The organism is Rossellomorea sp. FS2 (genome assembly GCF_047915635.1).
Lineage (GTDB): Bacteria > Bacillota > Bacilli > Bacillales > Bacillaceae_B > Rossellomorea > Rossellomorea marisflavi_A.
In genome coordinates this window covers 374,573-401,152 of record NZ_JBLRVS010000005.1, presented here as the reverse complement: position 1 = coordinate 401,152, position 26,580 = coordinate 374,573, and the positions used below count along the sequence as shown (strand labels likewise).

Here is a 26,580-nt window from a genome sequence, read left to right as displayed (position 1 = left end):
TGAACCTTTTCCCTTTTAGTATGAATCCAAAACGTCTAATTAAACCAATGGATCCTTTCAGCCCAGCATATCTCAATGGACTTTCCATATAAAGGAGTTGAGCAGGGTGTCTGACAAAGCGTTCGTTATTGCACCAACCGGTCCCGGTCTTTCCAAAATGCATTCCGGATGACGACCTTCTGGATCTTACCCGATGCAGTCTTTGGCAGCTCATCCGTGAAGGTGATCCCTTTAGGTGCCTTGAAGTGCGCCATCCTGTCCCGGCAGAAATCGATCAATTCTTCTTCCGTGACGTCCACCCCTCCCCTCACCACGACCACTGCATGGGGGACTTCCCCCCACCGCTCATGGGGTACGGCGACGACCGCAGCTTCCAACACACCCGGATGCTCATAAAGCATCCCCTCCACCTCAATAGAAGAGATGTTTTCCCCTCCACTGATGATGACATCCTTCTTACGGTCAACGATATCAATGTAGCCGTCGGCATCCACCGTCGCCATATCTCCCGTGTGGAGCCACCCATCCCGGATCGCAGCAGAGGTTGCATCCGGATTCTTAAAGTACCCTTCCATCACCGTGTTGGTCCGGGTGACAATCTCTCCTGTCGTCAACCCGTCATGAGGAACCTCCCTTCCGCGTTCATCCACAACCTTCACGCGGGATCCAATCATGGCATAACCGGCTTTCGCCTTCAACCGGTATCGATCCTCCCGTTCGATTTCCTTTCCGGCTGAGCGAATCACTGAGGTGGTGATGAGGGGAGCGATTTCGGTCATTCCGTATACTTGGACGAACTCCCATCCAAGGTCCTCCTCCACTTTCCTCACAAAAGCAGGAGGAGGGGCAGAACCAGCGATGATAACCCTTACATTTTGATTCAGGGTGGGATTCGATGCTTCGAACTCATCGAATATCATCGTAAGGACCGTCGGTGCCATATGCATGACCGTTACCTTGTGCTCGTTAAGAAGCCGGAAGATGTTTTTCGGGTCCACCTTCCTCAGCATTACCTGTGTGGCACCATTTGCCGTATAGTAGAAAGGCGAGCCCCAGCCGTTCACATGGAACATGGGGAGGACATGCAAAAGCGTATCCCTGTCGGATACACGTAAATGGTGCATGGCAGACATGGCGTGCAAGTAGTTGGTACGGTGCGTCAACAGGACGCCCTTCGGATCTCCAGTCGTTCCGCTCGTGTACAGAAGGGAGGCAATATCCGTCTCCTCAAGCGGCTCCCGATTGAAAGGGTCCCCTCCGAAAGAAGCAATCCATTCTTCATAATTGGCATACTCCCCCCTATACTCTCCATGTACCACTACCTTCTCCAGTGTAGGCACCCCATCAAGGATCGGCTCGACCAAATGAAGGAGCTCGCAATCAACAAGAAGCACCCTGCTTTCACTGTGAGTGAGGATGAACCGGTATTCTTCCGGTTTCAGACGGGTATTCAACGGAGTCATGATGCCGCCGACACTGAATACACCGTAAAACCCTTCAAGCATTTCCACCGAGTTCGGAGCGAGGTATGCAACCTTATCCCCTTTCTCCACACCGGCGTTCTTCAATCCCCTTGCCAGACGATTCACCCGTCGATTCAAATCACTATAAGTAAACGTTCTTTCCTCATCGATGACCGCGACCTTATCACCGTACAATTCAACAGCCCTGTCCAAAAAATCCGTTAAAACCAATGGTACATGCATGAACTCCACCCCTTCATTTGTCCTTGATTCATTTATAAGGTAATTTTTGTGAATTTTCAATCATTTAGTTCCATAATAAAGAACCAGTGTCTCCCTTTTCAACAGGCGGCCGATTACATTTGTTTCTCCCTGGAATAAAAAAACGGAGGCAGTGGCCCCCGTTCACATTATCGACTTCTTCTTTGATCCGTGCTTCTCTTTCGCTCACCACCACGGCGGGATGAACCGGACCCTTGAGATTTCCCCGCTCTCGGTCTTTCCTTCGAGCGGTTCCCCCTGTTGCGGTCCCTGCTTTCGCGGATGTTCTTTTCCCTGCGATCTTTGGTGGACTCCCCACCTGACACCTTTGGAGTAGGCTGGGATAACGCTACTTCCACGATCCTGCGCGGAAGATTCAATCCCAGTCCTTTTTCAATCGTCTGGAGATCCTGCTTGTCCTTAAGCGCCACGAATGTGATGGCAAGGCCGTCTTTCCCCGCCCTTCCCGTACGACCGATCCGGTGGATGTAGCTTTCCACATCCTGAGGAATATCGTAATTGAACACATGGGTGACGCCATCGATATCGAGACCTCGGGCGGCTACGTCGGTTGCGATCAGGTACTGGAGCTTCACTTCCCTGAACCGTTTCATCACGCCTTCACGTTTAGCCTGGGAAAGGTCTCCGTGGAGTTCGTCCACGAGGAAGCCACGTGCCTTGAGCTCTCCGTAAAGCTTTGATACCCTTCTTTTCGTCCTGCAGAAGATGATGCCAAGGAATGGCTGCTCTTCTTTGATCACCTTGGAGAGGGCATCGAGCTTTTTCCTGTCTGTTGTCTCGACGACTTCCTGACGGATCTCTTCGACGATCCGCTCCTTTGTCCTGATCTCCACATTGCTTGGGGACTTCATGTAGCGCTTCCCGATCTTGCGGATATCCTTGGACATGGTTGCCGAGAATAAAGCCGTCTGTCTTGTGAATGGCGTCTCCCTGATGATGGATTCCACTTCATCAAAGAATCCGATATGAAGCATCTGATCTGCTTCATCGAGTACAAGGAACGAGACATCGATGAATTCGATCGTTCCCCTCCGAACGTGATCAAGGATCCGCCCAGGAGTCCCGATCACCACATGGATGGCTTTATTTTTCAGCCTGTGGATCTGCTTTTCAACATCCTGACCACCATATACGGCGAGGACATTGATGTCTTCCTCGGTTGCAGCAAGAAGCTGCTTCAACTCTGCTGTGACTTGGATCGCCAATTCGCGCGTCGGAGTCACGATCAGTGATTGGATCGTGTCCTTGTTACTATCTATGGAATGAAGCATCGGAAGCAGGAAGGCCAAGGTCTTCCCTGTCCCCGTCTGGGCTTGCCCGATGACGTCCTTTCCTGCCATGAGCAAGGGGATCGTCTCTTTCTGGATCGGGGTCGGCTCCGTGATGGACTGCCCTTCCAATGCCTGGATATACTGTTGATCAATGCCTAACTCTTTAAACTCATTCATACTGTCACCTCTTGGTCCATTATACATGGAACGAACCAAGATACATAGGCTCTATGCTATAATGGGACAATCGAAAACAGAAATGAGGATGAAACATGCTGACGTTTGAACAAAAATGCACGATCATAGAAGGGTTCGAGGAGCTGACCCGCAAGGACGTATCCCTCGGCCGGGTGAACTATCACTTCGAAGACAGCCTGTACGAAAAAACGACCGTCGTTTATCACCTTCACCCGAATGGGAACGGCTTCGTCTATACAGGCAATCTTCCGGGTTATTCGCCAAATGCCAAAGGACTTGTGAATGTAAGGGACTTTGATGAAGAGCAATTACGCACAATCATCGCAGATTCAATCTCCTTCCTAAGTACGGAAGAAGAAATCCTTCCGCCTGAAGAACAGACCTGGATCGACGCAGAGGGACACACCCTCTTGCTCACTGAAGAAGATGATCGCTGGAATATTTATTCAGGGGAAAATCTCGAAGACAGTTTCGGCGGATATGAAGACGCTGCCCATTATCTCCGGGAAGAAGGCTTCAAGCGCCGGAAGTAAGAAAAGAAAGTGACACCTACCAAAGTGTGTTGACATACTAAATATACTATCGCCTATTTCACAAAAGGAGTGACTTCGATTGAAGATTTTGACTTTGCTAGGTAGTACGAGAAAAAATGGGAATTCAGAAACCCTTGCCCGTAAAGCAGTGGAAGGGACCGATCACACCATCGTCACCCTGGCAGACCTTACCATTGAAGCCATCACCGACCTCAGGCACACGCCTGAAGGATTCTCACCGGTGGATGATGATTACGAAAAACTCGTCACCCTCATGGAAGAGCATGATGTCTTATTATTCGCCACCCCTCTGTATTGGTACGGAATGAGCGGACCGATGAAGGACTTCTTCGATCGCTGGAGCCAGTATCTTCGCGATGACCGTTTCAACCTGAAGGAAGAACTGAAGAAAAAGAAAGCCTACGTCATCATCACAGGCGGTACCAGCGCCAAAGTGAAGGGGCTCCCCCTTGTACAGCAATTCAATTACATTTGCGAATTCGTAAACATGGAATTTGTCGACTATATCATAGGTGCCGGTGTCAAACCGGGCGAAATCCTGAATGATGAAGCATCCCTTCTTAAAGCAGCACGTTGGAATGAAGCATTCAAGTAACCGATATAAACACCATTTCAAAAAGCCAGGCATGGTCAATGCCTGGCTTTTTACGTTGTGCTCCACGTTTACAAAAGAATAAGCCATGGGAACCCGGTTATACTACTACTAATTCAGTTGAAGAGGTGGAGACAGCATGGACTTTCCGACGATCCATACGAATTTCTGGGATGCCGTCACGGCCATTCCCATCATCATCGTCCTGACCCAGTTGATCAAGGTCACCATCAAACCACGCCCATTCTGGGTACCGACGATTGCCACCATCATCGGACTTCTCCTCTCAATATTCGTCAGCCACAAAGGTCATCTTGCCACCGGGATCTTCATGGGCTTCTTTTATGGATATGCAGCCATCGGCAGCTTCGCATCCATGAAGACGTCTTTCCTGACTTACAGGGGGATGAAGGAAACAGCCGAATAACCTTATTCCTGATGCCGCAGCTTCTTCAAGATCGTTGATAGCGTGCCATCAAGCTGCATCAATTCCTCAGGGTTCATATCCAGGTTCTCAAGAAGGCGGGTCGGCACACATTCAGCTTTTTCCCTCATGTTTTCCCCTTCCTGTGTGAGGGTAATACATACACTACGTTCATCTTCAACAGAACGCCGGCGTTCCACCAACCCGTTCGCCTCCATCCTTTTCAGCATCGGAGTCAGCGTACCGGAATCAAGGAAAAGATGTGTCCCGAGCTCTTTGACGGTCACCGTCCCCTTCTCCCAAAGAACCAGCATGGCCAGATACTGAGGATATGTGAGGCCGATCTCATCCAAAAGTTCTCTATATAATTTCGTAATCTCCCGCTCGGCAGAGTAGATTTTAAAACAGATTTGATTTTCAAGAAGCAATAATTCCTTCATGGATTTCATGTCCTTTCTTATTAGAACTCATTATCGATATCATACAGAATAAAAACAAAATCATCAAATTTAATTGCGCACAATTAAATTGTTGACAACTCAAACAAACGGATGTATCATAGGTTTTGTAGTAATTAATTGTGCACAACCTAATTAAAATAAAAAACCTCAAGGAGTGAATGAACATGGAAGCATTATACACAGCAAAATCAACAGCAGATGGCGGACGTACTGGTAAGGTGGTAAGCAGCGACGGATTGATCGATTTCGATTTGGCGATGCCTAAGTCTCTCGGCGGATCTGGAGACATTGATTCCACCAACCCGGAACAATTATTCTCAGCGGGTTACGCAGCATGTTTCGATAGCGCCCTCAACATGGTTGCACGCCAAGAACGCAAAAAAATCGACTCGCGCGTAACAGCAGAAGTCTCTATCGGTAAAGACACCGACGGCGGCTTCAAACTGGCAGTCGTCCTGACAGCTGCCATCAACGGCGTTGACGAAAGCGAAGCAAAAGACCTGATCGAAAAAGCCCACCAAGCTTGCCCTTACTCCAAAGCAACACGCGGCAACATCGACGTGGAATTGAAAACAGAAAGCTTCTGATTCATACCAAGCACATAAGAACCCGAGCCGATTCTCGTTATGAGATTCGGCTCGGGTTTTCTTATATAAGATTTGATTGACTCCAAGCAATGAAAGAAAGGGCTACCTTCCTTTCCTATTCCGTTTATGAAGGATGTTGCGGCTGACTCCTGCGTGGATCAGAGGCAAGGTTGAGACCCTGGAGGCGCCAGCCGAAACGGCTCAGGCTACCTCCCCGCCGGAAAGCAGCCGCCGAAGCGTAATGGAACGGTCTTAATACTACTACTATCTACCTCAACAGCACAAAATCAATCATGATTTGTAAGGAAACAGTAACTTTCCCTTTCTGCAATGAAGTGGTGGCGGCTGACTCCTGCGTGAATCAGAGGCAAGGTTGAGACCCCGGAGGCGTCAACCGAAACTGCTCAGGCTACCTCCCCGCCGGAAAGCAGCCGCCGCAGCGAAATGGAACGGTCTTAGTATTACTACTCCCCACTTCAACAGCAAGAAATTAACTCGATTGTGAATGAAGCAACAACTTCCCTTCAACCACTGAAGAGTGCAATGAAGCGGAGGCGGCTGACTCCTGCGTGGATCAGAGGCAAGATTGAGACCCTGGAGGCGCCAGCCGAAGCGGCTCAAATGCCTCCCCGCCGGAAAGCAGCCGCCGCAGCGAAATGGAACGGTCTTAGTATTACTACTCCCCACTTCAACAGCAAGAAATTAACTCGATTGTGAATGAAGCAACAACTTCCCTTCAACCACTGAAGAGTGCAATGAAGCGGAGGCGGCTGACTCCTGCGTGGATCAGAGGCAAGGTTGAGACCCTGGAGGCGCCAGCCGAAACGGCTCAGGCTACCTCCCCGCCGGAAAGCAGCCGCCGCAGCGAAATGGAACGGTCTACTAATACAGACTCCACTCACAGTTCTTAGTACAAAATAACCAACACCACTTCTGACTATCCCCCATCTTGGACAGAATAACACCAATCAAGCTATACTTTTCCTATCTAAACCACTCTCGAAAGGAACGACGCCATGACTGCCATCATCACCATCGTCCTCATCCTGCTCATCTCAACCATTGCCATCCTGAGCTTCTACCCACCCCTGGGAAGAAAGCCTTCCAAAACCCGCGTGGAATCTTCCACAGCATTCAAGGATGGATCATTTAAAAATAAAGAAGAAATCAACATGGGCACCAGCTTCTCCTCCAGCGTCGGAATGCTCAAAGACTTCATGAAAAAAGACACGGAGCGGAAGCCTGCAGAGGCCATTCCCATGGTCCATGTCAAGCCGGGAACCCATATACATGAGACAGCCATCACGTGGTTCGGCCATTCAGCCACCCTACTTGAACTAGAAGGAAAACGACTTCTCTTGGATCCCATGTTCGGAAAAGCTCCCACTCCATTTCCGTGGCTTGCCGGAAACCGGTTCAGCAAAGGCCTTCCGTTCTCCACCGAGGATCTTTTGCCCATCGATGCAGTCCTTTTCACACATGATCATTACGATCACCTGGATTACGGCACCATCAAACGATTGAAAGATCACATCCCTCAATTCTTTGTCCCGATCGGGGTCGGAAGTCATTTAGAGCATTGGGGAGTCAAGGCAGAACGAATCACCGAAGCAGACTGGTGGGATGAAGTGGATTGGAAAGGGCTCAAGCTTGCCTTTACGCCGTCGAGACATTTTTCTGGACGGAGCCTGAATGATCGGAACGCTACGCTTTGGGGTTCCTGGTGCATACTGGGAAAATCGAAAAAGGTGTTTTATTCAGGCGATGGCGGTTACGGGTCTCATTTCAAGAAGATCGGGGAGCACTACGGACCGTTCAACCTGACCATCATGGAGTGCGGCCAATATGATCCCCGCTGGAAGGACGTCCACATGATGCCGGAAGAAACGGCCCAGGCCCACCTTGATGTGGGCGGTGACCTCATGCTTCCGGTCCACTGGGGTGCATTCGTCCTTTCATTCCATTCATGGACCGATCCGATCGAACGGGTATCGGCCGCTGCACAACAATTGGATATCCCCCTCCTCACCCCCAAAGTCGGGGAACGACTGATAATGGAAAAAAGAGAGAGAGGTACACCCTACTGGTGGAAAGCATAAGGAGGCGCCTCCTTATGCTTTTTTTATAGAACGGCTTCTGCCAACAGTTCATACGACCTTTTCTTCGCCTCAAAGTCGGCTATGTTCGTGATGATCATGAACTCGTCCGTCCTGTATACTTCACTGAGCATATCCAGCTCTTCTTTCACCTTCTGGGGAGTTCCGATAAGCATCCGCTTTCGGTTTTCTTTGACCTTCTCTATTTCCGAAGGTCTTAGAATCCTGCTTTCCGACGATGCCTGTGTGGGGATGCGGGTATCGATGCCCCTTTCAACTTCAAGCAGCCAATGATCCTGCGTCATGGCAAGGCGCTCGGCTTCTTCCTGTGTCGGGGCACAGACGACGAATATGCACACGTTGCTCTTTGGATCCTGAAGTCCTGCTGATGGCCGGAACTGTTCATGATAAAGATCCATCGCCCTCTTCCCGTTGGCCGGTGAGATGAAATGACCGAAGGTGAACGCTGTCCCGAGCTCCGCCGCAAGCCTTGCCCCCCTGTGGGTGATGCCGAGGATCCACGGAAGCACACGTCCTTCTGTCATGGGGAATGCCCGGACCTTGGTTTCTTCCAGGTTCCACAAGTAGGATTTAAGGGCCTCTACTTGATGAGGGAATTCGTTCATGCTCTTTTTCACCCCATCAGTAAGGGCGATCCTGGTCTCATACGACCCACCCGGTGACCGACCGATTCCAAGGTCGATTCGGCCGGGAAAAAGCGTTTCGAGAACCTTGAAATCTTCCGCGATCTTCAGCGGGCTGTACTGAGGCAGAAGGACGCCTCCAGAACCGATCCGGATCTTCTCTGTAATGGAAGCAAGATGTGAGATAAGCACCTGTGGAGCAGTCCCAGCCATGCCGTTTGTATTATGATGCTCGGCCACCCAGAACCTTGTATAGCCCCATTCTTCTGCCAGCCGCGCAAGCTCCCCTGTCTGTTTGAACGCCTCCCCCGCCTCTTCTCCTACGGTCCGGACCGTTTGATCCAATACGCTTAATTTCATGAGTCACGCCCCTTTCTTGTTGTATCATTATCCCACTTTCATGAGTGGTTTAACACGGAATTGCTCATATCAGTTCAACCAAAAAAAGGGCTCCCGTACAGTGCGGGAGACCCTTCTTCTTAGATGGTGATCAACTTGATTTTATTACCTGCCGGGTCTTCGGTCAGGAACCCATCTTCGGACACGTCTGCCTTCGCTCCGATTGCCCGGAGGTTCGCTGCCGCTTCATCGAGCGCGGACTGAGATGGATATATGAGCGTATAGGCATCCAGGCCAACCTGGTTCTCTGCCGGACGCGGCGCTCCTGTCCCGTTCCACGTGTTCAGTCCGATATGATGATGATAGCGCCCTGTCGACATGAAGATCGCCTGGCCCCCGTAGCGGGTGACGACATCGAATCCGAGTCCGTCATGGTAGAACGCCTCGGCTGCCTTCAGGTCGTCTACATGGAGATGGATATGTCCCATGACCGTTTCGGCAGGAAGACCCGTCCACGGCTCGTCATTTGATTCAGCAAGGACGGCTCGTGCATCCACAGGCTCGGTACCCATCCTGACCTGATCGCCGTTCCATACCCAATCGGATGATGGGCGGTCGCGATAGATTTCGATTCCGTTGCCGTCCGGGTCAGAAAGATATAGGGCTTCGCTGACTTCATGATCCCCTGATCCGAGTTGGATGTTGGACGCGAGAAGATGATGGAGACTCTTGCCCAGTTCCTTCCGTGAAGGCAACAGGATGGCAAAATGATAGAGCCCTGTCGTTCTCCCCTGTTTTGCCTGCACTCCTTCCGGCTGGATGATCGTGAGAAGGGGCACCTTCCCATCAGCGGTCAGGACCGCCCTATGGCCGCCGTGTTCCAAAACATCAAAACCGATGACCTCTTTGTAAAACGAGAGCGAGCGCTCCAGATCTGTCACCTTGATTATCACATTCCCAACATACGTATTCGGAGATTCATGAAATCCCATTGCGCTGTTCCTCCTCTATGCTTTCTTCCAGCGATTATCTAATGCAAAAGCAGATTGACTTGATAAAATGAAGTAAACCGACATGGCCAGCAGGGCCACATCCAATTCATAGCCTCCCACAAAACCGGCAGAAAATTTAACCGTCACGATGGCACCGAGCATAACCAAGGTAAATAGGACGGCGATGATTCTTGTTCCAAGCCCGAGGATCATGGCCACGCCTCCCACTAGCTCGATGACTGCTACGATATAGGCCATGAATCCCGGGATTCCCATACTCGAGAAGAAGTCCGCAGTATTGGAGAGCCCTCCCTGAAATTTATCCAGCCCGTGGACAAAAAATGTAAATCCAAGAACGATACGTAAAATGAATGAAGCGATTGAGTGCATAAAGATCTGTTCCTCCTTGTTGTACTAAACCATAAGGTTACTTTATGTAACTCACTTTACTTAAATAACTAAGTTATGTCAAGTAAATAAATTACTAAAAAACTTCAAATGTGGTATACTAGGCATATAGAAGGAGGCGCAAGGCTGTGAAACAATCAGAAATTTGTCCTCGATTTGAGAAAGCGATCGGTATCCTCAGTCAAAGATGGACGACCTTGATCATCTATCAGCTATTGAACGGTCCTCAGCGGAACAGTGCCATCAAAGATGCCATCGGGATAAGCGGCAGACTGCTCTCGGAAAGACTGAAGGATCTTGAGGAAGAAGGAATCATCAAACGAACCGTATACCCCGAGACACCCGTAAGGATCGAATACTCCCTGACGGAAAAAGGGTATTCCCTTGAACCCCTCATGAAGGGGATCGAGAAATGGTCCCAGGACTGGATCGACCTATAAAAAGAGGCAGGGGCTCCCTGTCTCTTTGTTTGTCATAAGGTTCATAAACATGAAAATACTTGTTCCAAACATAGCCCTTCCAGTGTATATTTAGAGGAGCGAAATAACGGAAGGAGGTTGCGTATGTGGAAAAACAAAAACGTATGGATCCTGCTGAGCGGTGAGTTCATCGCAGGACTCGGGCTGTGGCTCGGGATCATCGGGAACCTCGAGTTCATGCAGGAAAAAGTACCGTCAGATTTCATGAAATCACTGATTCTTGCTTCGGGATTGCTTGCCGGTCTCGCCGTCGGCCCCTATGCTGGGAAGCTGATTGACAGGATGAAGAAAAAAACGGTCATGCTGGCTGCAGGTTTCATCCGGGTGGTGAGCGTAGTGTTCATGCTGATCGCCATCCAGACCGGGTCCGTCCTGTGGATGGTCGTTTTCCTCATGGTTATCCAGCTGTCGGCGGCTTTCTATTTCCCTGCGCTTCAGGCAGCGATCCCCATGGTCGTAAAGGGAAAAGAGCTGCTGCAGATGAACGGGGTCCACATGAATGTGTCCACCCTCTCAAGGATTCTCGGGACGGCTCTTGGGGGCGTGCTCCTCGTCATCATGCCCCTCTATATGCTCTATATCCTTTCCCTCCTGGCGTATGCCATCCTATTCGGCCTTACCTGGTTCCTTTCATTCCAGGAAGAAGAGACATCAACGATGGCAAAAGGGAAAGCAGGTGGATTTAAAGAAGTCTTCCCGGTGCTGAAGAACCTTCCCATCGTCTCCATGACGCTCATCATGACCCTCATCCCCCTCCTTTTCATCGGGGGATTCAATCTGATGGTCATCAACATCAGCGAAATCCAGGACAGTACTGCCATCAAGGGATGGATCTATACGGCTGAGGGCCTCTCGTTCATGATCGGCGCCTTTGCCGTGAAGCGAATCGGGGAAAAGATCTCCCCTTACAGGATCCTGTTCACCTTCTCATTCATCATCGGGATTGCCCAGTTGGTTCTGTACTTTGCCGGGAACCCGGTACTTTCGGTGCTGTCGTTCATCATCTTCGGTTTTGCCGTCGGCTGCTTCTTCCCGACGGCGGCCACCATCTTCCAGACCCGGATCCCGAAGGACTATCACGGAAGGTTCTTCTCGTTCCGGAACATGCTCGACCGGATGGCCTTCCAGGTTGTCCTATTGATGACGGGGCTGCTCCTCGATCTTGTCGGGCTGCCGGTCATGACCGTCCTGTTCGGAGGATTCTCCCTGATCATGACCACGATCTTCTACATGAGATTCAAGGCACTGCAAGAGGGAAAGACACAAGAAATCGAAGCATAAAAAAAAGACTGGGGCCTCCTCTGCGGGGGCTCCAGTCTTTCTTGTTTCTTATGAAGCTTCAGATGTTTCCAGCTGACGTCCACGGCGTTTCTTCGAGACAAATGCGTACGCAGCAATCGTAATGATGATGATGCTTCCGCATACCACATAAAGGGAAGAATAACCGAGATGGGATGAGACGATTCCGAGAGCGAATGAACCGATGGCAATTCCAAGATCGTACATGATAAAGAATGTAGACGTGGCATGCCCGGTCCGTTCTTTAGGTGCTTTCTGGATCGCCATGGTCTGATAACTTGGGAGAAGTGCCCCATATCCAAGACCGATCAATCCGGCGGAAACCAGCAGCAGGCCAGTGGTATGCGTCACGCTGAGCATGAACAGCCCGATGGCAAAGATCACAAGGGACGGGTAGATGACGGCACTTGGACCTGAACGGTCGAATAGTCGGCCAGTGAACGGTCTTGAGAGCAGCATGATCGCTGCAAACACAACGAAGAACAAGCTGACTGATTCAAACAGGCCAAGGGATTTCGCGTAAACCGAGATGAACGACATGATCCCTGAATAGGCGAGGGACGTCAAGAATCCTACGAATGCGATCGGTAATGCCTTGAATTCAAAGATATCTTCGAGGGTCATGCGACCTTTCGGCGATACCTTCGTTTTCTCTTCTTCCACCACTTCGATCCCGAACGAACAGGCGAAGCCGATCAGCAATACGGCCGCAAGACCGAGGAAGATCATTTTAAACGGAAGGATCTGAAGCAGGGCCAGTGATAGGAATGGTCCTACAACTACGGCCAGGTTCATGGACATGGCGAAATAGCCGAGCCCTTCCCCTTTGCGCTCCGCCGGTACCATATCCGCTGCAAGCGTCATGAGGACGGTCGAACACAGGGCGAAAAAGATCCCGTGTACAAAACGCAACACCATCAATAGGAAGAAGCTATTGACGAATGGGTAAACGAACGTAAAGATACAAAATAAAAAAATGCCGGCGAGAAGTACTTTTCTCTTACCGAACACCTCAAGGATCTTACCTGCAAATAAACGGACGATGATGGCTGCAATCAAGAAAATCGTTGTCACGAGTCCTGCCTGGCCTTCATTTCCATGAAGATCATCCAGTACATATACCGGCAGTATGGTCAGCAACGAATAAAAGACGAGGAACATAAAGAAGTTATTAATGACGGTCATGATGAATGGCCGCGTCCAGATTGGCTTATTCATAACATTTCTCCTTACTATTATTTAATATACTTAATTAATGTCATGCTAATTATAACGCGCATTTGTGAATTTGTAAACATAATTGCCATGACAACTACTTACGTCTATGATAAAATTACCCTTCCTCATTCACTTTTACGTTATGATAGAGGCAAGAATCTACTACTAGCAGGTGATGAAAAATGAACACGACTTTTGATGAATCCATCGGTTTGAATACGAGTCATACCATTCGCAACGTCATCCGGTATCTTACCGTCCATTTGAAGGAATTTGATCTTACGCCGGAGCAGTGGACCGTACTGAAACGCCTGGCAGCCAATGACGGTATCAGTCAGAAAACATTAGCAGAGCTTGCCGACAAAGATCAGCCTACCGTCACAAGAATCCTCGATATCCTTGAGCGCAAAAATCTGATTTCAAAGAAAAAGAACGTCGACGATCGCCGCTCATTCCTCATCCACATCACGGAAAAAGGGAAGAACGTCCAGCAAGAACTCACCCCATTCATAGAAGATGTATTTGAAAATCAGATTTTGAAAGGGATTCCCGAAGAGAAGTTAGAAGTGTATAAGGAAGTCCTTCAACTCATCAATCAGAATATGAGGGACAGGACGGACTGAAGGAGGAGGCGGAACCTTGAGGAAAATACCTGTTGCCCTGCAGCTGTATACGCTGAGGGAGGAAGTGGAGAAGGATTTCAAAGGTACATTGAGAAAAGTGGCTGAGATGGGGTTCGACGGAGTCGAGCTTGCAGGTCACGGCGGGCTGGGTATCCTGGAGGTCAAGGAGGCACTTCAATCCTGTGGACTACAGGCCGTTTCCAGCCATGTGCCCCTCGCAGATCTGCGGAATGATCTGGAGAAGACCTTGGAGGAGCAACTGGAGCTCGGTGTGACGTTTATTGTATGCCCTTATCTGACTGAGGAGGAGCGGGACTATGCTCTTTTAATCTCAGACCTGAATGCCATCGGCAAACGATGTCATGAAGCGGGCCTTACTCTATGCTATCACCATCACGATTTTGAAGTGCGGGCAGAATATAAAGGACGCCCGGCCCTTTCTTCCATATTGGAAGAAACGCAGGTAGAGCCGGAGCTTGATATTTACTGGCTGACATATGCCGGGGAACGTCCTTCTGAGTGGATCGAGCGCTACAATCCTCCCCTCGTCCACTTGAAGGATATGACAACGGATGGTGAACGCTTCTTCGCAGAACTCGGGACAGGCGGCGTTGACCTGGATTCCGTCTTCGCTTCCGGAGAGAGCGCTGACATCCAATGGTGGATCGTCGAACAGGATGCCTCGAAGACGAGCCCGATCGAAAGCGTAAGGAAGAGCATGGACTATTTAATACAAATCGGATTAACGTAACAAAAAAGAATTCTGCTGCATCGCGGCAGGTTTTTTTTTTTGTTGCGGACAGGCCCACATAAAAAAGACCCCTGCCGCAGGGGCCGGGGTCGCTCTCGTGCAACTTACTTGATCAATGCCACGATCTTCCCTTTTACATGACGCTCGGAAAGACGTTTAAGGGCGCCTGGTACTTCTTCCAAGCCGATGGTTTCCGCCAGCATGGGATCGATCTTGCCGCTTGCCACAAGGTCTAGAAGTGCATCGCCGATCACTGCAAAATCTTTTTCGGCGTGAAGATCTCCCGCATGATGACCTGCCTGCAGGGCAATTTCATGCACCGATGGCACGATGGAAAATGAGGACACGCCAGAAAGGTCGGGGGCCCCGGCGATGTAAGCGATATGCCCCATATAGGCAAGCATGTCCAATGATTCCGTGGCACTTTGCCTGCTGACGGCGTCCACTACTGCGTCAACTCCGCGTCCATCGGTCAGTTCCCTCACCTTCTTCACGACATCTTCCTTTTTGTAGTCGACGACGTAATCCGCTCCAAGGGATTTCACATATTCATGGTTATGTTCAGACGCCGTGGAGATGATCGTTTTTCCTTGAAGCTTCGCAAGCTGGACGCCGAATCCACCGACGCCACCTGCTCCTCCGTGGATCAGGATCGTCTGGATTTGATCCAGTGGCAATTTCCGGTGAAGGGCCTGGTAGGCTGTGTATCCGGCAGTCGGCAATGCGGCTGCTTCTTCGAATGAAACCGAATCCGGAATAATGGATACCGTGTGCGCTTTCACCGTGCTGAATTCAGCAAATGCACCTTTCTTGGTCCAGTCTCCGTGATAAAGGACGCGGTCCCCTATCTTCAAATGCTCAACGCCTTCCCCAAGTTCAACCACAACCCCCGCCCCGTCAAGACCGAGGATATGAGGATAGCTCCAGGCGGCGTTTCCATTGGTACCCGTTTTGTAATCCACCGGATTCAATCCTGCCGCATGGATTTCCACAAGGATTTCTCCTTTTCCTGGTGAGGGACGATCCACTTCTTCCACCTTCATCTCTTCCCATTGATTCTTCCCTTTTAACAGCAGTGCTTTCATCTATAATTCCTCCTTCATTTTCATGCTATGAACTGAGTGCTTCTAGGTATATAATATATACTGTCCAACCAGACGGCAAGTAGGCACTATTCCGTGCCCCAGTTACCGAATGGAAACCATACAGGGAGGAAAAACACCATGAAAGAACTTCAGCAGGACTACCACTGTGCCATCGACATGGTCATTGAGTTGATCGGAGGGAAATGGAAAGTATTGATTTTGTGGAATCTGAACGAAGGGGACAAACGATTCAATGAGTTGAGGCGATCCATCCCCGACATCACCCAGAAAATGCTCACCCAGCAATTACGGGAGCTGGAGGCCCACGGACTTGTATCCAGGACCGTATTCCAGGAAGTCCCTCCCCGAGTGGAATATGCTACGACCGACCTCGGAAAAAAACTTCAGAAAACCCTTTTTGAAATGTGCAGATGGGGAGATGACTATGCGGAGGAGAAGGGCATCAACATGAACCGCTGCTGGACTACGTATGATTTCATGGGAAAACAGCCGTGATCCCAGGTCTGAATAAATGACAGCATTCAACGTCTATTTCCCGGGAAACATGTTGAATGCTGTAGAACTTACAGGCGTACGAAAGGAAGAGTCATGCAGCGGATTCCCCCGCCACCTTTTTCCAATTCATTCACATCCACCTCGATGATGCGTAATTTCTTTCGCTTCGGGTGGTCCTTCAGGATATGCCTGTTCATTTTCGTCGAGACAAGCAAGGTTTCAGGATTCAGATTCAGGAAATTGATATCCGCTACAGTATGGGACACGTCATCGGTCCAAAGGATGTCATAACCGTGCCGGGTCAGATAATCCCCCAGCATATAGTAATGGGATCCCCCCTCATGGACGACCTGAACTGGCAGGAAGCGCATATACCCCTTGGCCACGATCACCCCTTCACCGGCCGCATTGAGGTTCATATCCAGATGAAGGGTATCACCTCTCCGCGGGAGATCGATGATGGCGATTTCGCTATAGCCTGCGGCAAACATCTTCCCCTGCACGGCTTCGATGCTTTCGATACTCGTCCTTAGACCGGTATTGACAAGGATTGCGTCTTTATTAAGCAGCATGAGGTCTCCGTATTCCAATGCCTTCAGTTCATTGTTATCCTCGATCCGGAAGGTCTTCGGTTCGAACCACTCACTGAAGAGACGATGGGAATGGATATATTCGGGTGCCCTCATCGATGTCCCGGCATCTCCCGGTATTATTCGGTCACGAAACACGCAGGCAAGATCCCGCACAAAGATGCGGTTGATCAGCTGACGACTGAGAGCGGCCTCTTCCTCCTTCAGATAGTCCGCGTAATCAATGACCTTGACACCCTCGGATTCCATCGCTCCCTTCATTGCAAGGAAGTTCTCCAACGCGATGTCATGGTCTACGGGTTTCTCCCACTGTACATAATCCGCTGTTTTTTGGTCGGGAACGTCCAGGACGGACGGCGAACAAACCAGTACGGTCTTCAATTCCCCGAATTCATTCTCACATCTTGGCTGTATGTTATCCATGTCTTTGCCTCCATCACTTCATATGCTCATTAGATTCCCCTTTGTGTGACCTGCCCATACAAAAAAAAGAGACAAGGCATCCTCATCTCTTCGCGGCTTTCAAGCTATTCAAAAACGGACATTTACCAAGTGAAGTATCGTCATCCCCCAAGTAATATTGCTGCCATTCAAAATTATCTTCCTGACCGTACCACTTCAAACTGGGATGCACCGCCACCTCATCGTACTTCTCAAGACGATCCCTGATGACTTTTTTCATTTTTTGACCGAGGGGTGTTCCGGAATTAATATCCTCGAACACCCATCGAGGCTGAAAGGCCATCATGAAATAGGGGAAATGCCTGCTCTTCCGCTTCTCATGAGCAGGTGTCGCGCAGAATGCAAAGTACGATTCTCCGTGATGGCAGAATTCCCATGAATGGTGGGCGGGGTCTTCTGAAATGCCTTCCGGCCATGGGATGGGGTCATCTGCATAAAGCTGATTCAACAGCGCCCAGAACCGATCCCTGAATCCATCCACAGTCCCTTCCTGCCATTCGAAAAATACGACCAGGGAGGTGTAGTTCCCGGCTGATCTCGAGGTGCGGGTATACTCTGACAACATGGAAGCGAGCTCTCCCCCTGCCGTTTCCGGTTCACCGGAAGCGAATCCATACCTTAACATATCTTTCTGAAATCCTTGAATTCCCGGAACGCAAGGGTATGGCTGATTCCGGTCTTCCATCATTGCCCTGAAATAGTCGAACGCCCCCTGCTCCCATCCCTTCATGGAGTCCTTGTTTCCTTCGATCCACTCTCTTGTCACAATCATCGGTGTCCCCCCTCGGAAATACACCACATGATATGTAACGTTCAGGAACTGGGTGTCTGTCTAGGCGAACAATACAGCCGCTGCCCGAATCGCAAAATAAATGCCGAAACCGAACATGACGACCCCAGAGAGAATTGAGATGAAGCGAAGGGCACCGGGATGTACGTATTTCCTAGCGCCCGTTGCAATGAAGGCCATGGTGATATCCCAAATCGTGATACCGATAAAGATCCCCAGGCTATATAAGAGGAGATGCCCTGTCCCATATGAAGTAGTGGTCTGGGCAAGGATCGAGCCATATATCCCAAGCCAGAAGATGATGCTGAGAGGATTGGAGAGAGCCATGATGAATCCTGTCCACAGTGATTTCTTCTTGGATTCCCCCTCCTCCCCCTGCTGCGGTTGAGTGAGCTCATGGGATTTCGCAACACTTTCAATACCGGTGAAGATCAGGATGAATGCTCCTGACATCCACAGGATCAACTGGATGATCGGCGTGTCGATGAACGGTGCAAGGCCAAAGTAAATGGCAAGCATAAAGATGGCGTCGGCTCCCATGCCTCCAACGCCTACGAGCCATGAATGCCAAAACCCATAGCGTATCCCCTTGTCTAGCTGAGCCGCATTGATCGGCCCCATCGGCGCAGACAAAGATAATCCGAGGAAGATATAACTTAAGAAAATACTCATGAATGCCCACCTTTACCACGTCTTTCTTCCATTGTATTCGGGCTTGTCTCGAAATAGTCATGGATATTGGGAGGGATCTGCTTGGTATGGCTCCCCAGGCTCTGTACATACTAATATGCGAATGACATTTTACCAGGAGGGATACACAATGGACCAACAGTCCTTCAATCAGCCACACACGCAGACACCACCGAATCATGGGGGGCATGAACTATTTGACGCCCACGAAGTGATCGCAGGCATCATCTCCATGCTTGATCAGTACCAAATGTATGAGCCCCATATCCAGGATCCTGCCCTGAAGGATATCCTTCATCGTCAGTCCGCATTTGTAACAACCCTGTATAACACCATTGTCGAAAGCTTCTCAACAGGAAGCAAGCCTCCGATTCCGACACAGGTATACGAGATGACTCAAGACCATCAGACAGTATATGGAATCAAGGCAGGAGCTCCTAAAAAGCCGAATGCATCCGTACAGGATCTATCGGATAATGGATTATCCGCCTACATGCTCGGTCAGACCAAGTCCCTTGCCTCGCTCCTTGCGATGACGGCCCTTGAAATGACCAATCCTGTTCTGAGAAGAGTGGTGGCCGACAGCGTGCCGAACTTCATCGAGATGAGCTATGAGATTTTCCTTTATCAGAATAAACACGGGTACTACCAGGTGCCCCAGCTACAGGCTCAGGACATGGCCCTTATGCTTCAAAGCTATGGCCCTGCCAGTCAAACAAAACATTGATCAAAAAATCCCGTCCTGCTGATCGAGGACGGGATTTTTTTCACATGCCCACCCATCCGGACATAGGATGGTTGATAAAAAGGCATGGAGGTGTATTTCGTTGATCCATATTGTCAAAACAGGAGAAACGCTGTATCAGATTGCCACCGATTTCCGTAAGCCCCTTAAGACCATCATCGATGCCAATCCCGGTGTGAGCCCGGGAGCGATCTACCCCGGTCAGCCCATCGTCATTCCGGGCATCCCGAATACCCATACCATCCCATACAGGATCGAGGTTTCAGTGAATAAACGGTGGCTCCGCCTTTATAAAAACGGGGCACTGGTCAAGCAATATCCTATAGCCGTAGGAAGGATGCTCCATGAAACCCCGATCGGTGAATTCATCGTGATTAACAAATCTCCTAATCCAGGTGGTCCATACGGGACGATGTGGATGAGCTTGTCGAAGCAAGGTTATGGCATCCACGGAACCAACGATCCAAGCTCGATTGGAAAAGCGGTGTCGGCTGGATGCATTCGGATGCAGAATAAGGACGTGGAGGAGCTTGCAGGGACCATACCGGTCGGGACACCCGTGATGATCACCCCTTGATCACCTCACGACCCTTTTGGCCCCGGAAGCATCGAGACCGGCAAACGTGTGGAGCACGTCAGCAGCTCTATAAATATCCTCCGATCCGATAAGGGCCGTTACCTTCTCCGGATCTTCATGGATGGAGAATACATCAATTCCGGAATCATCAAGAGTGGATCTCACCCCGAACCTCAGTATGTCTGAACAGGGAGATTTCACGATGGTCACTTTTGCCTGCTCCATCTTCTTCGAGTATTCCTGGCCAAGATCGCGCAACAGATGCTCAACGTCGCTCCGGTCAGACGCATCAACCGTCAAGGTCAGATCCTGCCCCTTCCATTGCAAATCTGGTTTTACGTGGATGACTTCCAGGGATTCCTTAAGAAGGGATTCCAACCCGTAAGCAGCATCCTCCATGCTGATGGACACGACCTCATCTTTGAACGCAACACCGACGGCATGGCCCCGATCAGCGATATGGATGTGGTCATCTACGAGTGTCCCTTCTCCTTTGATCAAGCCCGGAAGGATGCGGAACGGGATCCTGCTCTTTTTTGAATGAAAGACGGCCCTCGGATGGATGACGGCTGCCCCGGAATCGGCGAGACAGAGAACCTCACGGTAGGTAAGATGTGGGATTCTCGTCGCAGCGGGAACAACCCGGGGATCGGTCGTATAGATTCCATCTACATCCGTATAGATATCACAGCGCTCCGCACCAAGTGCTGCAGCAAGTGCCGTCGCCGTTGTATCGGACCCTCCCCTTCCAAGGGTCGTGATTTCCCCCGTATCGGTGATTCCCTGAAATCCTGCCACAACGGGGATGCTTCCTCTACGGAGCTCTTCCCTCACCCGGGATGGGTCAATTCCTTTTATCCTGGCCTTCCCATGGACGCCATCTGTTCTGATCCCCGCTTGCCGCCCAGTAAGGGAGACGGCTTTGAATCCTGCCTCTTGAATCGACAGGGTCAAGAGGGCAATGGTGATCTGTTCACCTGTGGATAACAGGAGATCCATCTCCCGTTTTGGGGGATGGGCCGTGATCTCGCTCGCGAGCTTCGTCAAATGGTCGGTCGTGTCACCCATGGCGGACACGACGACCGCCACCTCTTTTCCCTTTTGCTTCTCACGGATGACATGTTGGGCCATCCGCTTGATTCTTTCCACCGATCCCACTGAAGTGCCTCCGAATTTCTGTACGATGATCTCCACCATGTCCCCTTCTTTCATTTAGTAAATGGTTAACGCACCGATGCTTCCCTTCTCAGGCTCGATTCGAGGGGAAGTTCTTTCAACACAGGATAGGGTTGCAGCGTTTCATCCGCATGCTTCACCGCATCCCACGCTTCTTCACTTCCTCTGATGAAGAGATACAGGTGGCCGTTGAGCTTGATGCGATCCAATAGATCGAATCGTGCCACCCATTCCGGTAATGCTTCATCCAGAGTCCTCACCACCCATTCGCCATCCCGGCCGGTTAGGGCTTCGACTCCTACCCTGGCATGTGCTCCAGATGATGCGTATCTCCCTTCGATCAAGGATAGAAAATCCTCCACCATGGCACTTCCCGTCGGTAATTTGCCCGCTCCCGGTCCGGACAGGGTCACCCTTCCGACCAGGCTCCCTTTTACAGACACGACGTTTTCAACATCCTCCACTCCGTAGAAAGGATGGGACTCCTTCACCAATACCGGCTCCACTGCTCCACAGATGTCTTCTCCTTCCCTTTGAATCGACCCGATATGCTTGAACCGGAGTGAGAAAGATTCGGCAGCCTGCAGCCAATCACTTGTCAGATCCGTGATGCCCTTTCTCGGGACCGCTTCCCAATCAGGTTGACTACCAAAAGCAGCGCGGCTTAGGATCATCAGTTTATAGAAAGCATCCTGCCCTTCCACATCACTTGTGGGATCTGCCTCTGCGTATCCCTTTTCCTGTGCAGTGGAGAGGGCACGCTCAAAGGACACGCCTTCTTTCCTCATTTGGGAAAGGATGAAATTGGAGGTTCCGTTCAATATGCCTTGGATATGTGTGATTTCATTCACATTCAATAGTTGCCTGATGGCCCCGATAATGGGAAGCCCTCCTGCCGTAGTCGCTTCATATCCGACTGTTACTCCCCGTTCACGCGCACGCCTCAAGAGATCCTCACCCTTGGAGGAAAACATCGCCTTATTGGCAGTCACTACATGGATTCCCCTTTCGATGGCCTTCTTGAGATAGGTGTATCCAGGCTCTTCGCCGACAATCGCCTCGAAGACCACATTGATCCCTTCTTCTTCAAGGATTTCGTCAAAGTCCGTCGTAACCTTGATGCTTGGATCGATCTGTCTTTCCTTTGAGGGGTCTTTGATCAAGATGGCACGGATCCGCACCTCTTTTCCTGTGATCTCCTTGATCCTTTCTCGATGTGTGTCCAGGGCTTCGTACACCCCCTGGCCGACGGTTCCGAATCCGAGTAGTGCTACATGCAGTTCTGACATGGTTCTTCCTCCTAAAGGGTTGAATGACTTGGTTGAACGATGGCCGGGGATAGAAAAAAGCCCCCTTCTTATGGTTAAGAAGAGGGCTTATCAGGCAGGCTCCTCCCCTTATCTTCCAGATCACCATCGATCTGTAGGAATTGGCACCTTTCATCATTGCAGGTTGCCGGGCTTCATCGGGCCTATTCCCTCCGCCGCTCTAGATAAGAGTGTGTGTTTTTCTGAATTGTTCAGTCAATAAGTATGAGTAGGATTATATAGGGAATCCGGTCTTCACGTCAATAGATTTTTTATCTTTTCTGATAATTAGACCCTTTTTCGCCCCTTTTGATACAGGGAGAAAAAGATTTATTTTAAATACCTAATTGGATGTTTTAACCCGGACATGTAGGGAAACAGATGACTACTCAACATCATTCAGAAAGGATCGGGTTACATCATGTTCAAGAAATTCCTTCCAAACGACGTACAAAAGTACCTGCTCATGTCCAAAAGACAGCGGGCTCACGAAATCCAGCTCACCATCTGGTTCATGCCCTTCCTTTACATCTGCCTGTCCCTGCTGCTTGTGGCGTGCACCTTGTTCCTTGACCTGAAGGTGGAGCTGTCCCAGTATGTTCCCAAGCTCTTCAGCATGGATGCATCGGTGACCAGGACGCTTGTCAGCACCCTGATCGGCGGGGTGCTCACGCTGAGCGCCTTTACACTGAACTCCCTCCTCGTCGTCCTTACGACGTTCAGCGGACAGTTCTCGCCCCGCATGCTGCTGAACTTCATTTCCGATAAAAAGACCCAGCACGCGCTCGGCATCTTCAATGGGAGCTTTGTCTTTGTACTCTTCATCTTCCTCTTCATCGGAAGTTCAAAGAAAGAAATGTTCACCGCCGCACCCGTCTTGACCGTCATTGTCGCTTTCATCGCAGCCATCACCTTCATCTTCTTCATCAATCACGCCTCCACGTGGATGCAGGTACATAATATCACCTACAACATGAAGAAGGTATCCGAAGTCATGATCAATCAAACACTCAAAAAAGATCTGGAGTGCCACCGGACAAAAGATGATCATCCCCGGTTCGAACTGGATGAAAGCAAGTGCCTGAATGTCAAAGCAAAAGCATCGGGCTACGTACAGCTCATCGACTTCCACTCCATGATCGAGAAAGCCCGGGAGGACGGGATCATCGTCCGCCTGCACTTCAAGATCGGCGATTTCGTCCTCTGCGGCAACGACCTTATCTGCCTGTACGGAGCGGATGAAGAAAAGGTCGACCAGGAACAATACCTGGCCCTCATCGAAATCGGCCACAAGGAAACAGAAATACAGGATCTTCAAATGGGGATGCATAAACTGGCAGAAGTGGCCATCAAATCTCTCGGCAATGACGATCCGAAAACGGCGTCCAATACGATCCATCAGATTACAGACCTGATGCTCACCATCAATCATCACCTATCGTTCTCCCCTTATTTGATTGACGATGATGATGATGTCCGGGTCATTCTCGAGATTGAAGACTTTGATTATTACCTGTATCGAGGATTCGGATACGTACGGCATTATGCCAGAGGTAACCATCTGATCATCACGGATATCGTCAAAGCACTTTCCCGCCTTTCAGAAACCTTGCCTCGCGAACGGCATCAATGCCTATGGGATTTCGCCGCCAACACCATCGATCATATAGAAGAAGCCGTCATCTATGAACTTGATAAAACCTTCTTGCTCACCGAACTGAAAATCCTTGCCAAGATCACCGGTCATACCGATGAGTACCAACACATCCACCAAAAATTCTATCCCGATGCCAATCGGAACGTTTAACCGGAGCTTCGCGTACGCATACAAAAAGAACCAATTGGAAGCTGTAAATCCGCATCCAATTGGTTCTTTTATCATGTCATGAATTTTTCACGGTTGAACCTTCAAGCTCGGCAATCTCTTTTTCCACGAACGCCACAAGCCCCTTGATCATATCAGCGGAAAAATCAAATGAGAGTCCTGCCGCTTCATACACGTCAGATAGGGAAGCCGTATTCCCGAGGCGGAGCGCTTCCTTGTATCCTTCGATTGCCCGATCCGGGTCCTCTTTGTAAATCCTGTAGAGCTGCAAAGCCCCAAGCTGGGCAATGACATATTCGATGTAATAGAAAGGGACCTCAAAGATATGAAGGACAAAGAGCCATTGCTTCTTCTTCACCTCTTCATACCCACTCCAATCCTCTTCCGACGACAGATAGCTGTCTACGATCCTTCCGTACGCCTCTGATCGCTCCTCCTTGGAATGACCAGGGTTCTCGTACATCCAGTGCTGGAACTCATCGACCCTGATTCCTGACGGGAAGAATTGGATGATGTCCCTCAGCATATCAAGCTTGGCCTGACGCACCTGCTCATCGGAATAAAAATGATCCCAGTGATCCATGGACAATAACTCCATCCCCATGCTCGCAAGCTCAGCCGATTCCATCGGGGTGGCCCGGTCAAAAGCGAGTGGAAGCGTCCGCTTGAAATCATTGTGGATGCAGTGCCCCATTTCATGGATCAAGGTCGTCACATCCCCATGGGTGCCCGAAGCATTCATGAAAATGAACGACAGGCCGGAAACAGGAAGCGACTCACAAAATCCTCCCGGGGACTTATTCTTCCTGGTCTCAAGATCCAACAGCCCTTTTGTATCCATCAGGTGGATAAGTTCAGAAAATCGAGGGGAAATCTCGCCCAATACGCGTCCGGTCTTCTCCACCAGTTCGTCACCCGTCTTGAATGGCCGCAGTGGCTCTTTATCCAGGGGAACGGCCCTGTGGTCATAAGGACGGATGGATTCCACACCCAGCTCTTCTGCTTTCTTGGACAAGATCCTTCCGATTGCCGGAACAACATGCTCACGGATTGAATCCGCCAGTTCCTTACAATCTTCTGGTGTATAGTCGAAACGATTGTATTTCTTGAACATATAATCCCGGTAGTTCGCCAGCCCGCTGTTGGCAGCCTTCTGCTCGCGGATCACCATGAGCTCATCCATGATTGCCTGCAGTTCCTCTTCTACCCCGCTTAGGGCACCGAATAGTTGATCGTAGACCTTTTTACGTTTGGTTCGATCCGGATCTTCGAGCAGTGGAAACAGCTGGGGAATCGTCAGTTGCTCTCCTTCCCACTCTGCCGTCAGAGCACCCGTCAGTTCAAAGTATCGAGTGGCGAGCCGATCCTCCTTCACTTCAAGATCGATATTCTCCTCCCTGTAAAGCTCTGCAGCCGTTTGTTTACTCCTGATCAGGCGCCCATACACGTTGTTGTCCAATGCATGTGGACTTGATAACAACTTTTGATCCAGTTGTGCCTCATACCTCTTAAGGAGGGGAAGCACATGCTCTTGATCGAACTGATACGTTTCCTGAACCTCTTTGTCCTGATTGTGCGTCTGGAAATCGATGTAATGGCCATCCATGGCTTCCCGGAGTTCATCCTGATAATCCGACACCTGTTTCAACCAATCTTCCACCTCTTGCACCGTATGGAACGGAGCAGCCAGAAACTCTTCGAATCTCGTTTTCATCGTTGCTGTATCTCTCATATCATGGGTTTCTACATATACGTTAGACATTTCCTCTCCCCCTTTTGACTCCCTCTACTTTACCATTAAAATCCATATGAGTTCAAATTCTCTACAAATCTACCAACCTAGGTTTATAAAATGTAAGAAATGGGAAAAAACAGATCGAAAGAACCAGGTATAGGCAGTAAAAGGGAAATCATCTTTACTATCACAATTATTCCAGTATAAGGGTTTATATGGAAATCGCTGTCCTTATTGATTTCCAGCGTTCTACCATAATAGCAGTTACCACTTAAGTTTTATGATAGGGACTTTTTTCCTGATTGACTTCAAGGTGGTTTTACCTATTTCTCCCTTGTGGAATGGAGAACGGTTGAATAATGATGATTGATAGATTTTGGAGATTTCCCTTATACTGTTAG

General features: G+C 49.8%; 28 protein-coding genes and 1 riboswitch. Of the genes, 14 read left to right on the top strand and 14 right to left on the bottom strand.

The features are described from left to right. Window positions 1–125 precede the first annotated feature (125 nt). Window positions 126–1,706: a long-chain-fatty-acid--CoA ligase gene (locus ACNA6I_RS18390; RefSeq protein WP_416313944.1), complete on the bottom strand. Its 1,581-nt coding sequence runs from the start codon at window positions 1,704–1,706 to the stop codon at window positions 126–128. A 167-nt stretch (window positions 1,707–1,873) separates the two neighbouring features. Further along, entirely contained in the window at window positions 1,874–3,193 is a 1,320-nt protein-coding gene (locus ACNA6I_RS18385) for a DEAD/DEAH box helicase (protein ID WP_048007084.1), read from the bottom strand. 95 nt (window positions 3,194–3,288) lie between these two features. Between ACNA6I_RS18385 and ACNA6I_RS18380 the strand changes: the two genes are divergently transcribed. The 3 genes from ACNA6I_RS18380 to ACNA6I_RS18370 all read left to right on the top strand — a co-directional run bounded on the left by ACNA6I_RS18380 (window position 3,289) and on the right by ACNA6I_RS18370 (window position 4,787). Then, a complete protein-coding gene (locus ACNA6I_RS18380) occupies window positions 3,289–3,747 on the top strand; it encodes a hypothetical protein (protein WP_048007085.1) in 459 nt (152 codons plus the stop codon). Window positions 3,748–3,826: 79 nt separating this feature from the next. Next, a complete protein-coding gene (locus ACNA6I_RS18375) occupies window positions 3,827–4,363 on the top strand; it encodes a flavodoxin family protein (RefSeq protein WP_048007086.1) in 537 nt (178 codons plus the stop codon). Between the two features lie 136 nt (window positions 4,364–4,499). Beyond that, a complete protein-coding gene (locus ACNA6I_RS18370) occupies window positions 4,500–4,787 on the top strand; it encodes a hypothetical protein (RefSeq protein ID WP_048013307.1) in 288 nt (95 codons plus the stop codon). Between the two features lie 2 nt (window positions 4,788–4,789). Here the strand turns inward: ACNA6I_RS18370 and ACNA6I_RS18365 are convergent, their stop codons facing one another. Then, window positions 4,790–5,224, bottom strand: coding sequence for a MarR family winged helix-turn-helix transcriptional regulator (locus ACNA6I_RS18365; protein ID WP_053071946.1), 435 nt, complete (start codon window positions 5,222–5,224; stop codon window positions 4,790–4,792). 185 nt (window positions 5,225–5,409) lie between these two features. Between ACNA6I_RS18365 and ACNA6I_RS18360 the strand changes: the two genes are divergently transcribed. From ACNA6I_RS18360 to ACNA6I_RS18350, 3 genes are all read left to right on the top strand, one after another. After that, complete coding sequence (locus tag ACNA6I_RS18360; protein WP_048007089.1) at window positions 5,410–5,832, top strand: organic hydroperoxide resistance protein; 423 nt, start codon at window positions 5,410–5,412, stop codon at window positions 5,830–5,832. Between the two features lie 501 nt (window positions 5,833–6,333). Further along, window positions 6,334–6,549 carry a hypothetical protein gene (locus ACNA6I_RS18355; protein ID WP_159129978.1) on the top strand — a complete coding sequence of 72 codons (216 nt, stop codon included), beginning with the start codon at window positions 6,334–6,336 and terminating at the stop codon, window positions 6,547–6,549. A gap of 299 nt (window positions 6,550–6,848) precedes the next feature. Next, a complete protein-coding gene (locus ACNA6I_RS18350) occupies window positions 6,849–7,931 on the top strand; it encodes an MBL fold metallo-hydrolase (RefSeq protein ID WP_416313943.1) in 1,083 nt (360 codons plus the stop codon). Between the two features lie 23 nt (window positions 7,932–7,954). On the opposite strand, the gene ACNA6I_RS18345 is transcribed toward ACNA6I_RS18350, so the two are convergent. From ACNA6I_RS18345 to ACNA6I_RS18335, 3 genes are all read right to left on the bottom strand, one after another. Continuing rightward, a complete protein-coding gene (locus tag ACNA6I_RS18345) occupies window positions 7,955–8,932 on the bottom strand; it encodes an LLM class flavin-dependent oxidoreductase (RefSeq protein WP_159129980.1) in 978 nt (325 codons plus the stop codon). 119 nt (window positions 8,933–9,051) lie between these two features. Then, the gene (locus ACNA6I_RS18340; RefSeq protein WP_416313942.1) at window positions 9,052–9,903 is read right to left on the bottom strand and encodes a VOC family protein; all 852 of its coding nucleotides are present in this window, start codon (window positions 9,901–9,903) and stop codon (window positions 9,052–9,054) included. Window positions 9,904–9,918: 15 nt separating this feature from the next. Beyond that, entirely contained in the window at window positions 9,919–10,293 is a 375-nt protein-coding gene (locus tag ACNA6I_RS18335) for a DoxX family protein (RefSeq protein ID WP_048013312.1), read from the bottom strand. 146 nt (window positions 10,294–10,439) lie between these two features. Between ACNA6I_RS18335 and ACNA6I_RS18330 the strand changes: the two genes are divergently transcribed. Beyond that, window positions 10,440–10,751: a winged helix-turn-helix transcriptional regulator gene (locus tag ACNA6I_RS18330; RefSeq protein ID WP_048007094.1), complete on the top strand. Its 312-nt coding sequence runs from the start codon at window positions 10,440–10,442 to the stop codon at window positions 10,749–10,751. A gap of 123 nt (window positions 10,752–10,874) precedes the next feature. Next, window positions 10,875–12,071 (top strand): MFS transporter, encoded by a 1,197-nt coding sequence (locus ACNA6I_RS18325; RefSeq protein WP_416313941.1) that lies wholly within the window; start codon window positions 10,875–10,877, stop codon window positions 12,069–12,071. A 48-nt stretch (window positions 12,072–12,119) separates the two neighbouring features. On the opposite strand, the gene ACNA6I_RS18320 is transcribed toward ACNA6I_RS18325, so the two are convergent. Beyond that, complete coding sequence (locus tag ACNA6I_RS18320) at window positions 12,120–13,307, bottom strand: MFS transporter (RefSeq protein WP_048007096.1); 1,188 nt, start codon at window positions 13,305–13,307, stop codon at window positions 12,120–12,122. Window positions 13,308–13,489: 182 nt separating this feature from the next. Here ACNA6I_RS18320 and ACNA6I_RS18315 point away from each other — a divergent pair, with 182 nt between their 5' ends. Then, the gene (locus ACNA6I_RS18315) at window positions 13,490–13,930 is read left to right on the top strand and encodes a MarR family winged helix-turn-helix transcriptional regulator (protein ID WP_048007097.1); all 441 of its coding nucleotides are present in this window, start codon (window positions 13,490–13,492) and stop codon (window positions 13,928–13,930) included. A gap of 16 nt (window positions 13,931–13,946) precedes the next feature. Further along, window positions 13,947–14,681, top strand: coding sequence for a sugar phosphate isomerase/epimerase family protein (locus ACNA6I_RS18310; protein WP_252265046.1), 735 nt, complete (start codon window positions 13,947–13,949; stop codon window positions 14,679–14,681). Window positions 14,682–14,785: 104 nt separating this feature from the next. Here the strand turns inward: ACNA6I_RS18310 and ACNA6I_RS18305 are convergent, their stop codons facing one another. After that, window positions 14,786–15,766, bottom strand: a complete 981-nt coding sequence (locus ACNA6I_RS18305) for a zinc-binding dehydrogenase (protein ID WP_251527430.1) — start codon at window positions 15,764–15,766, stop codon at window positions 14,786–14,788. A 138-nt stretch (window positions 15,767–15,904) separates the two neighbouring features. Between ACNA6I_RS18305 and ACNA6I_RS18300 the strand changes: the two genes are divergently transcribed. Next, window positions 15,905–16,282, top strand: a complete 378-nt coding sequence (locus tag ACNA6I_RS18300; protein ID WP_048007100.1) for a winged helix-turn-helix transcriptional regulator — start codon at window positions 15,905–15,907, stop codon at window positions 16,280–16,282. Between the two features lie 68 nt (window positions 16,283–16,350). On the opposite strand, the gene ACNA6I_RS18295 is transcribed toward ACNA6I_RS18300, so the two are convergent. The 3 genes from ACNA6I_RS18295 to ACNA6I_RS18285 form a co-directional block, all read right to left on the bottom strand. Next, window positions 16,351–17,295, bottom strand: coding sequence for an arginine deiminase family protein (locus ACNA6I_RS18295; RefSeq protein WP_048014589.1), 945 nt, complete (start codon window positions 17,293–17,295; stop codon window positions 16,351–16,353). Between the two features lie 82 nt (window positions 17,296–17,377). Then, entirely contained in the window at window positions 17,378–18,106 is a 729-nt protein-coding gene (locus ACNA6I_RS18290) for a YqcI/YcgG family protein (RefSeq protein WP_048007102.1), read from the bottom strand. Window positions 18,107–18,166: 60 nt separating this feature from the next. After that, window positions 18,167–18,796, bottom strand: coding sequence for a LysE family transporter (locus ACNA6I_RS18285; protein ID WP_416313940.1), 630 nt, complete (start codon window positions 18,794–18,796; stop codon window positions 18,167–18,169). Between the two features lie 148 nt (window positions 18,797–18,944). On the opposite strand from ACNA6I_RS18285, the gene ACNA6I_RS18280 reads away from it, so the two are divergent. Together ACNA6I_RS18280 and ACNA6I_RS18275 are read left to right on the top strand one after the other, a co-directional pair. Continuing rightward, window positions 18,945–19,541, top strand: a complete 597-nt coding sequence (locus tag ACNA6I_RS18280; RefSeq protein WP_416313939.1) for a spore coat protein — start codon at window positions 18,945–18,947, stop codon at window positions 19,539–19,541. A gap of 100 nt (window positions 19,542–19,641) precedes the next feature. Next, a complete protein-coding gene (locus ACNA6I_RS18275) occupies window positions 19,642–20,136 on the top strand; it encodes a L,D-transpeptidase family protein (protein WP_048014585.1) in 495 nt (164 codons plus the stop codon). On the opposite strand, the gene ACNA6I_RS18270 is transcribed toward ACNA6I_RS18275, so the two are convergent. Both ACNA6I_RS18270 and ACNA6I_RS18265 read right to left on the bottom strand, forming a co-directional pair. After that, a complete protein-coding gene (locus ACNA6I_RS18270) occupies window positions 20,137–21,348 on the bottom strand; it encodes an aspartate kinase (protein WP_053072524.1) in 1,212 nt (403 codons plus the stop codon). It lies immediately after the preceding gene. Between the two features lie 11 nt (window positions 21,349–21,359). After that, complete coding sequence (locus ACNA6I_RS18265; protein ID WP_082139659.1) at window positions 21,360–22,601, bottom strand: homoserine dehydrogenase; 1,242 nt, start codon at window positions 22,599–22,601, stop codon at window positions 21,360–21,362. 105 nt (window positions 22,602–22,706) lie between these two features. Beyond that, window positions 22,707–22,811: riboswitch (SAM riboswitch) on the bottom strand. Between the two features lie 229 nt (window positions 22,812–23,040). Here ACNA6I_RS18265 and ACNA6I_RS18260 point away from each other — a divergent pair. Then, a complete protein-coding gene (locus tag ACNA6I_RS18260) occupies window positions 23,041–24,426 on the top strand; it encodes a DUF2254 domain-containing protein (protein ID WP_251527417.1) in 1,386 nt (461 codons plus the stop codon). 76 nt (window positions 24,427–24,502) lie between these two features. On the opposite strand, the gene ACNA6I_RS18255 is transcribed toward ACNA6I_RS18260, so the two are convergent. Next, complete coding sequence (locus tag ACNA6I_RS18255; protein ID WP_416313938.1) at window positions 24,503–26,206, bottom strand: M3 family oligoendopeptidase; 1,704 nt, start codon at window positions 26,204–26,206, stop codon at window positions 24,503–24,505. Between the last annotated feature and the right edge of the window lie 374 nt (window positions 26,207–26,580).

Coding starts and splice junctions, on each gene's coding strand:
- ACNA6I_RS18390 (WP_416313944.1), bottom strand. CDS start 1,706: ATGCATGTACCATTGGTTTTAACGGATTTTTTGGACAGGGCTGTTGAA.
- ACNA6I_RS18385 (WP_048007084.1), bottom strand. CDS start 3,193: ATGAATGAGTTTAAAGAGTTAGGCATTGATCAACAGTATATCCAGGCA.
- ACNA6I_RS18380 (WP_048007085.1), top strand. CDS start 3,289: ATGCTGACGTTTGAACAAAAATGCACGATCATAGAAGGGTTCGAGGAG.
- ACNA6I_RS18370 (WP_048013307.1), top strand. CDS start 4,500: ATGGACTTTCCGACGATCCATACGAATTTCTGGGATGCCGTCACGGCC.
- ACNA6I_RS18365 (WP_053071946.1), bottom strand. CDS start 5,224: ATGAAGGAATTATTGCTTCTTGAAAATCAAATCTGTTTTAAAATCTAC.
- ACNA6I_RS18360 (WP_048007089.1), top strand. CDS start 5,410: ATGGAAGCATTATACACAGCAAAATCAACAGCAGATGGCGGACGTACT.
- ACNA6I_RS18350 (WP_416313943.1), top strand. CDS start 6,849: ATGACTGCCATCATCACCATCGTCCTCATCCTGCTCATCTCAACCATT.
- ACNA6I_RS18345 (WP_159129980.1), bottom strand. CDS start 8,932: ATGAAATTAAGCGTATTGGATCAAACGGTCCGGACCGTAGGAGAAGAG.
- ACNA6I_RS18340 (WP_416313942.1), bottom strand. CDS start 9,903: ATGGGATTTCATGAATCTCCGAATACGTATGTTGGGAATGTGATAATC.
- ACNA6I_RS18335 (WP_048013312.1), bottom strand. CDS start 10,293: ATGCACTCAATCGCTTCATTCATTTTACGTATCGTTCTTGGATTTACA.
- ACNA6I_RS18325 (WP_416313941.1), top strand. CDS start 10,875: ATGTGGAAAAACAAAAACGTATGGATCCTGCTGAGCGGTGAGTTCATC.
- ACNA6I_RS18320 (WP_048007096.1), bottom strand. CDS start 13,307: ATGAATAAGCCAATCTGGACGCGGCCATTCATCATGACCGTCATTAAT.
- ACNA6I_RS18315 (WP_048007097.1), top strand. CDS start 13,490: ATGAACACGACTTTTGATGAATCCATCGGTTTGAATACGAGTCATACC.
- ACNA6I_RS18305 (WP_251527430.1), bottom strand. CDS start 15,766: ATGAAAGCACTGCTGTTAAAAGGGAAGAATCAATGGGAAGAGATGAAG.
- ACNA6I_RS18300 (WP_048007100.1), top strand. CDS start 15,905: ATGAAAGAACTTCAGCAGGACTACCACTGTGCCATCGACATGGTCATT.
- ACNA6I_RS18295 (WP_048014589.1), bottom strand. CDS start 17,295: ATGGATAACATACAGCCAAGATGTGAGAATGAATTCGGGGAATTGAAG.
- ACNA6I_RS18290 (WP_048007102.1), bottom strand. CDS start 18,106: ATGATTGTGACAAGAGAGTGGATCGAAGGAAACAAGGACTCCATGAAG.
- ACNA6I_RS18285 (WP_416313940.1), bottom strand. CDS start 18,796: ATGAGTATTTTCTTAAGTTATATCTTCCTCGGATTATCTTTGTCTGCG.
- ACNA6I_RS18280 (WP_416313939.1), top strand. CDS start 18,945: ATGGACCAACAGTCCTTCAATCAGCCACACACGCAGACACCACCGAAT.
- ACNA6I_RS18270 (WP_053072524.1), bottom strand. CDS start 21,348: ATGAAAGAAGGGGACATGGTGGAGATCATCGTACAGAAATTCGGAGGC.
- ACNA6I_RS18265 (WP_082139659.1), bottom strand. CDS start 22,601: ATGTCAGAACTGCATGTAGCACTACTCGGATTCGGAACCGTCGGCCAG.
- ACNA6I_RS18260 (WP_251527417.1), top strand. CDS start 23,041: ATGTTCAAGAAATTCCTTCCAAACGACGTACAAAAGTACCTGCTCATG.
- ACNA6I_RS18255 (WP_416313938.1), bottom strand. CDS start 26,206: ATGTCTAACGTATATGTAGAAACCCATGATATGAGAGATACAGCAACG.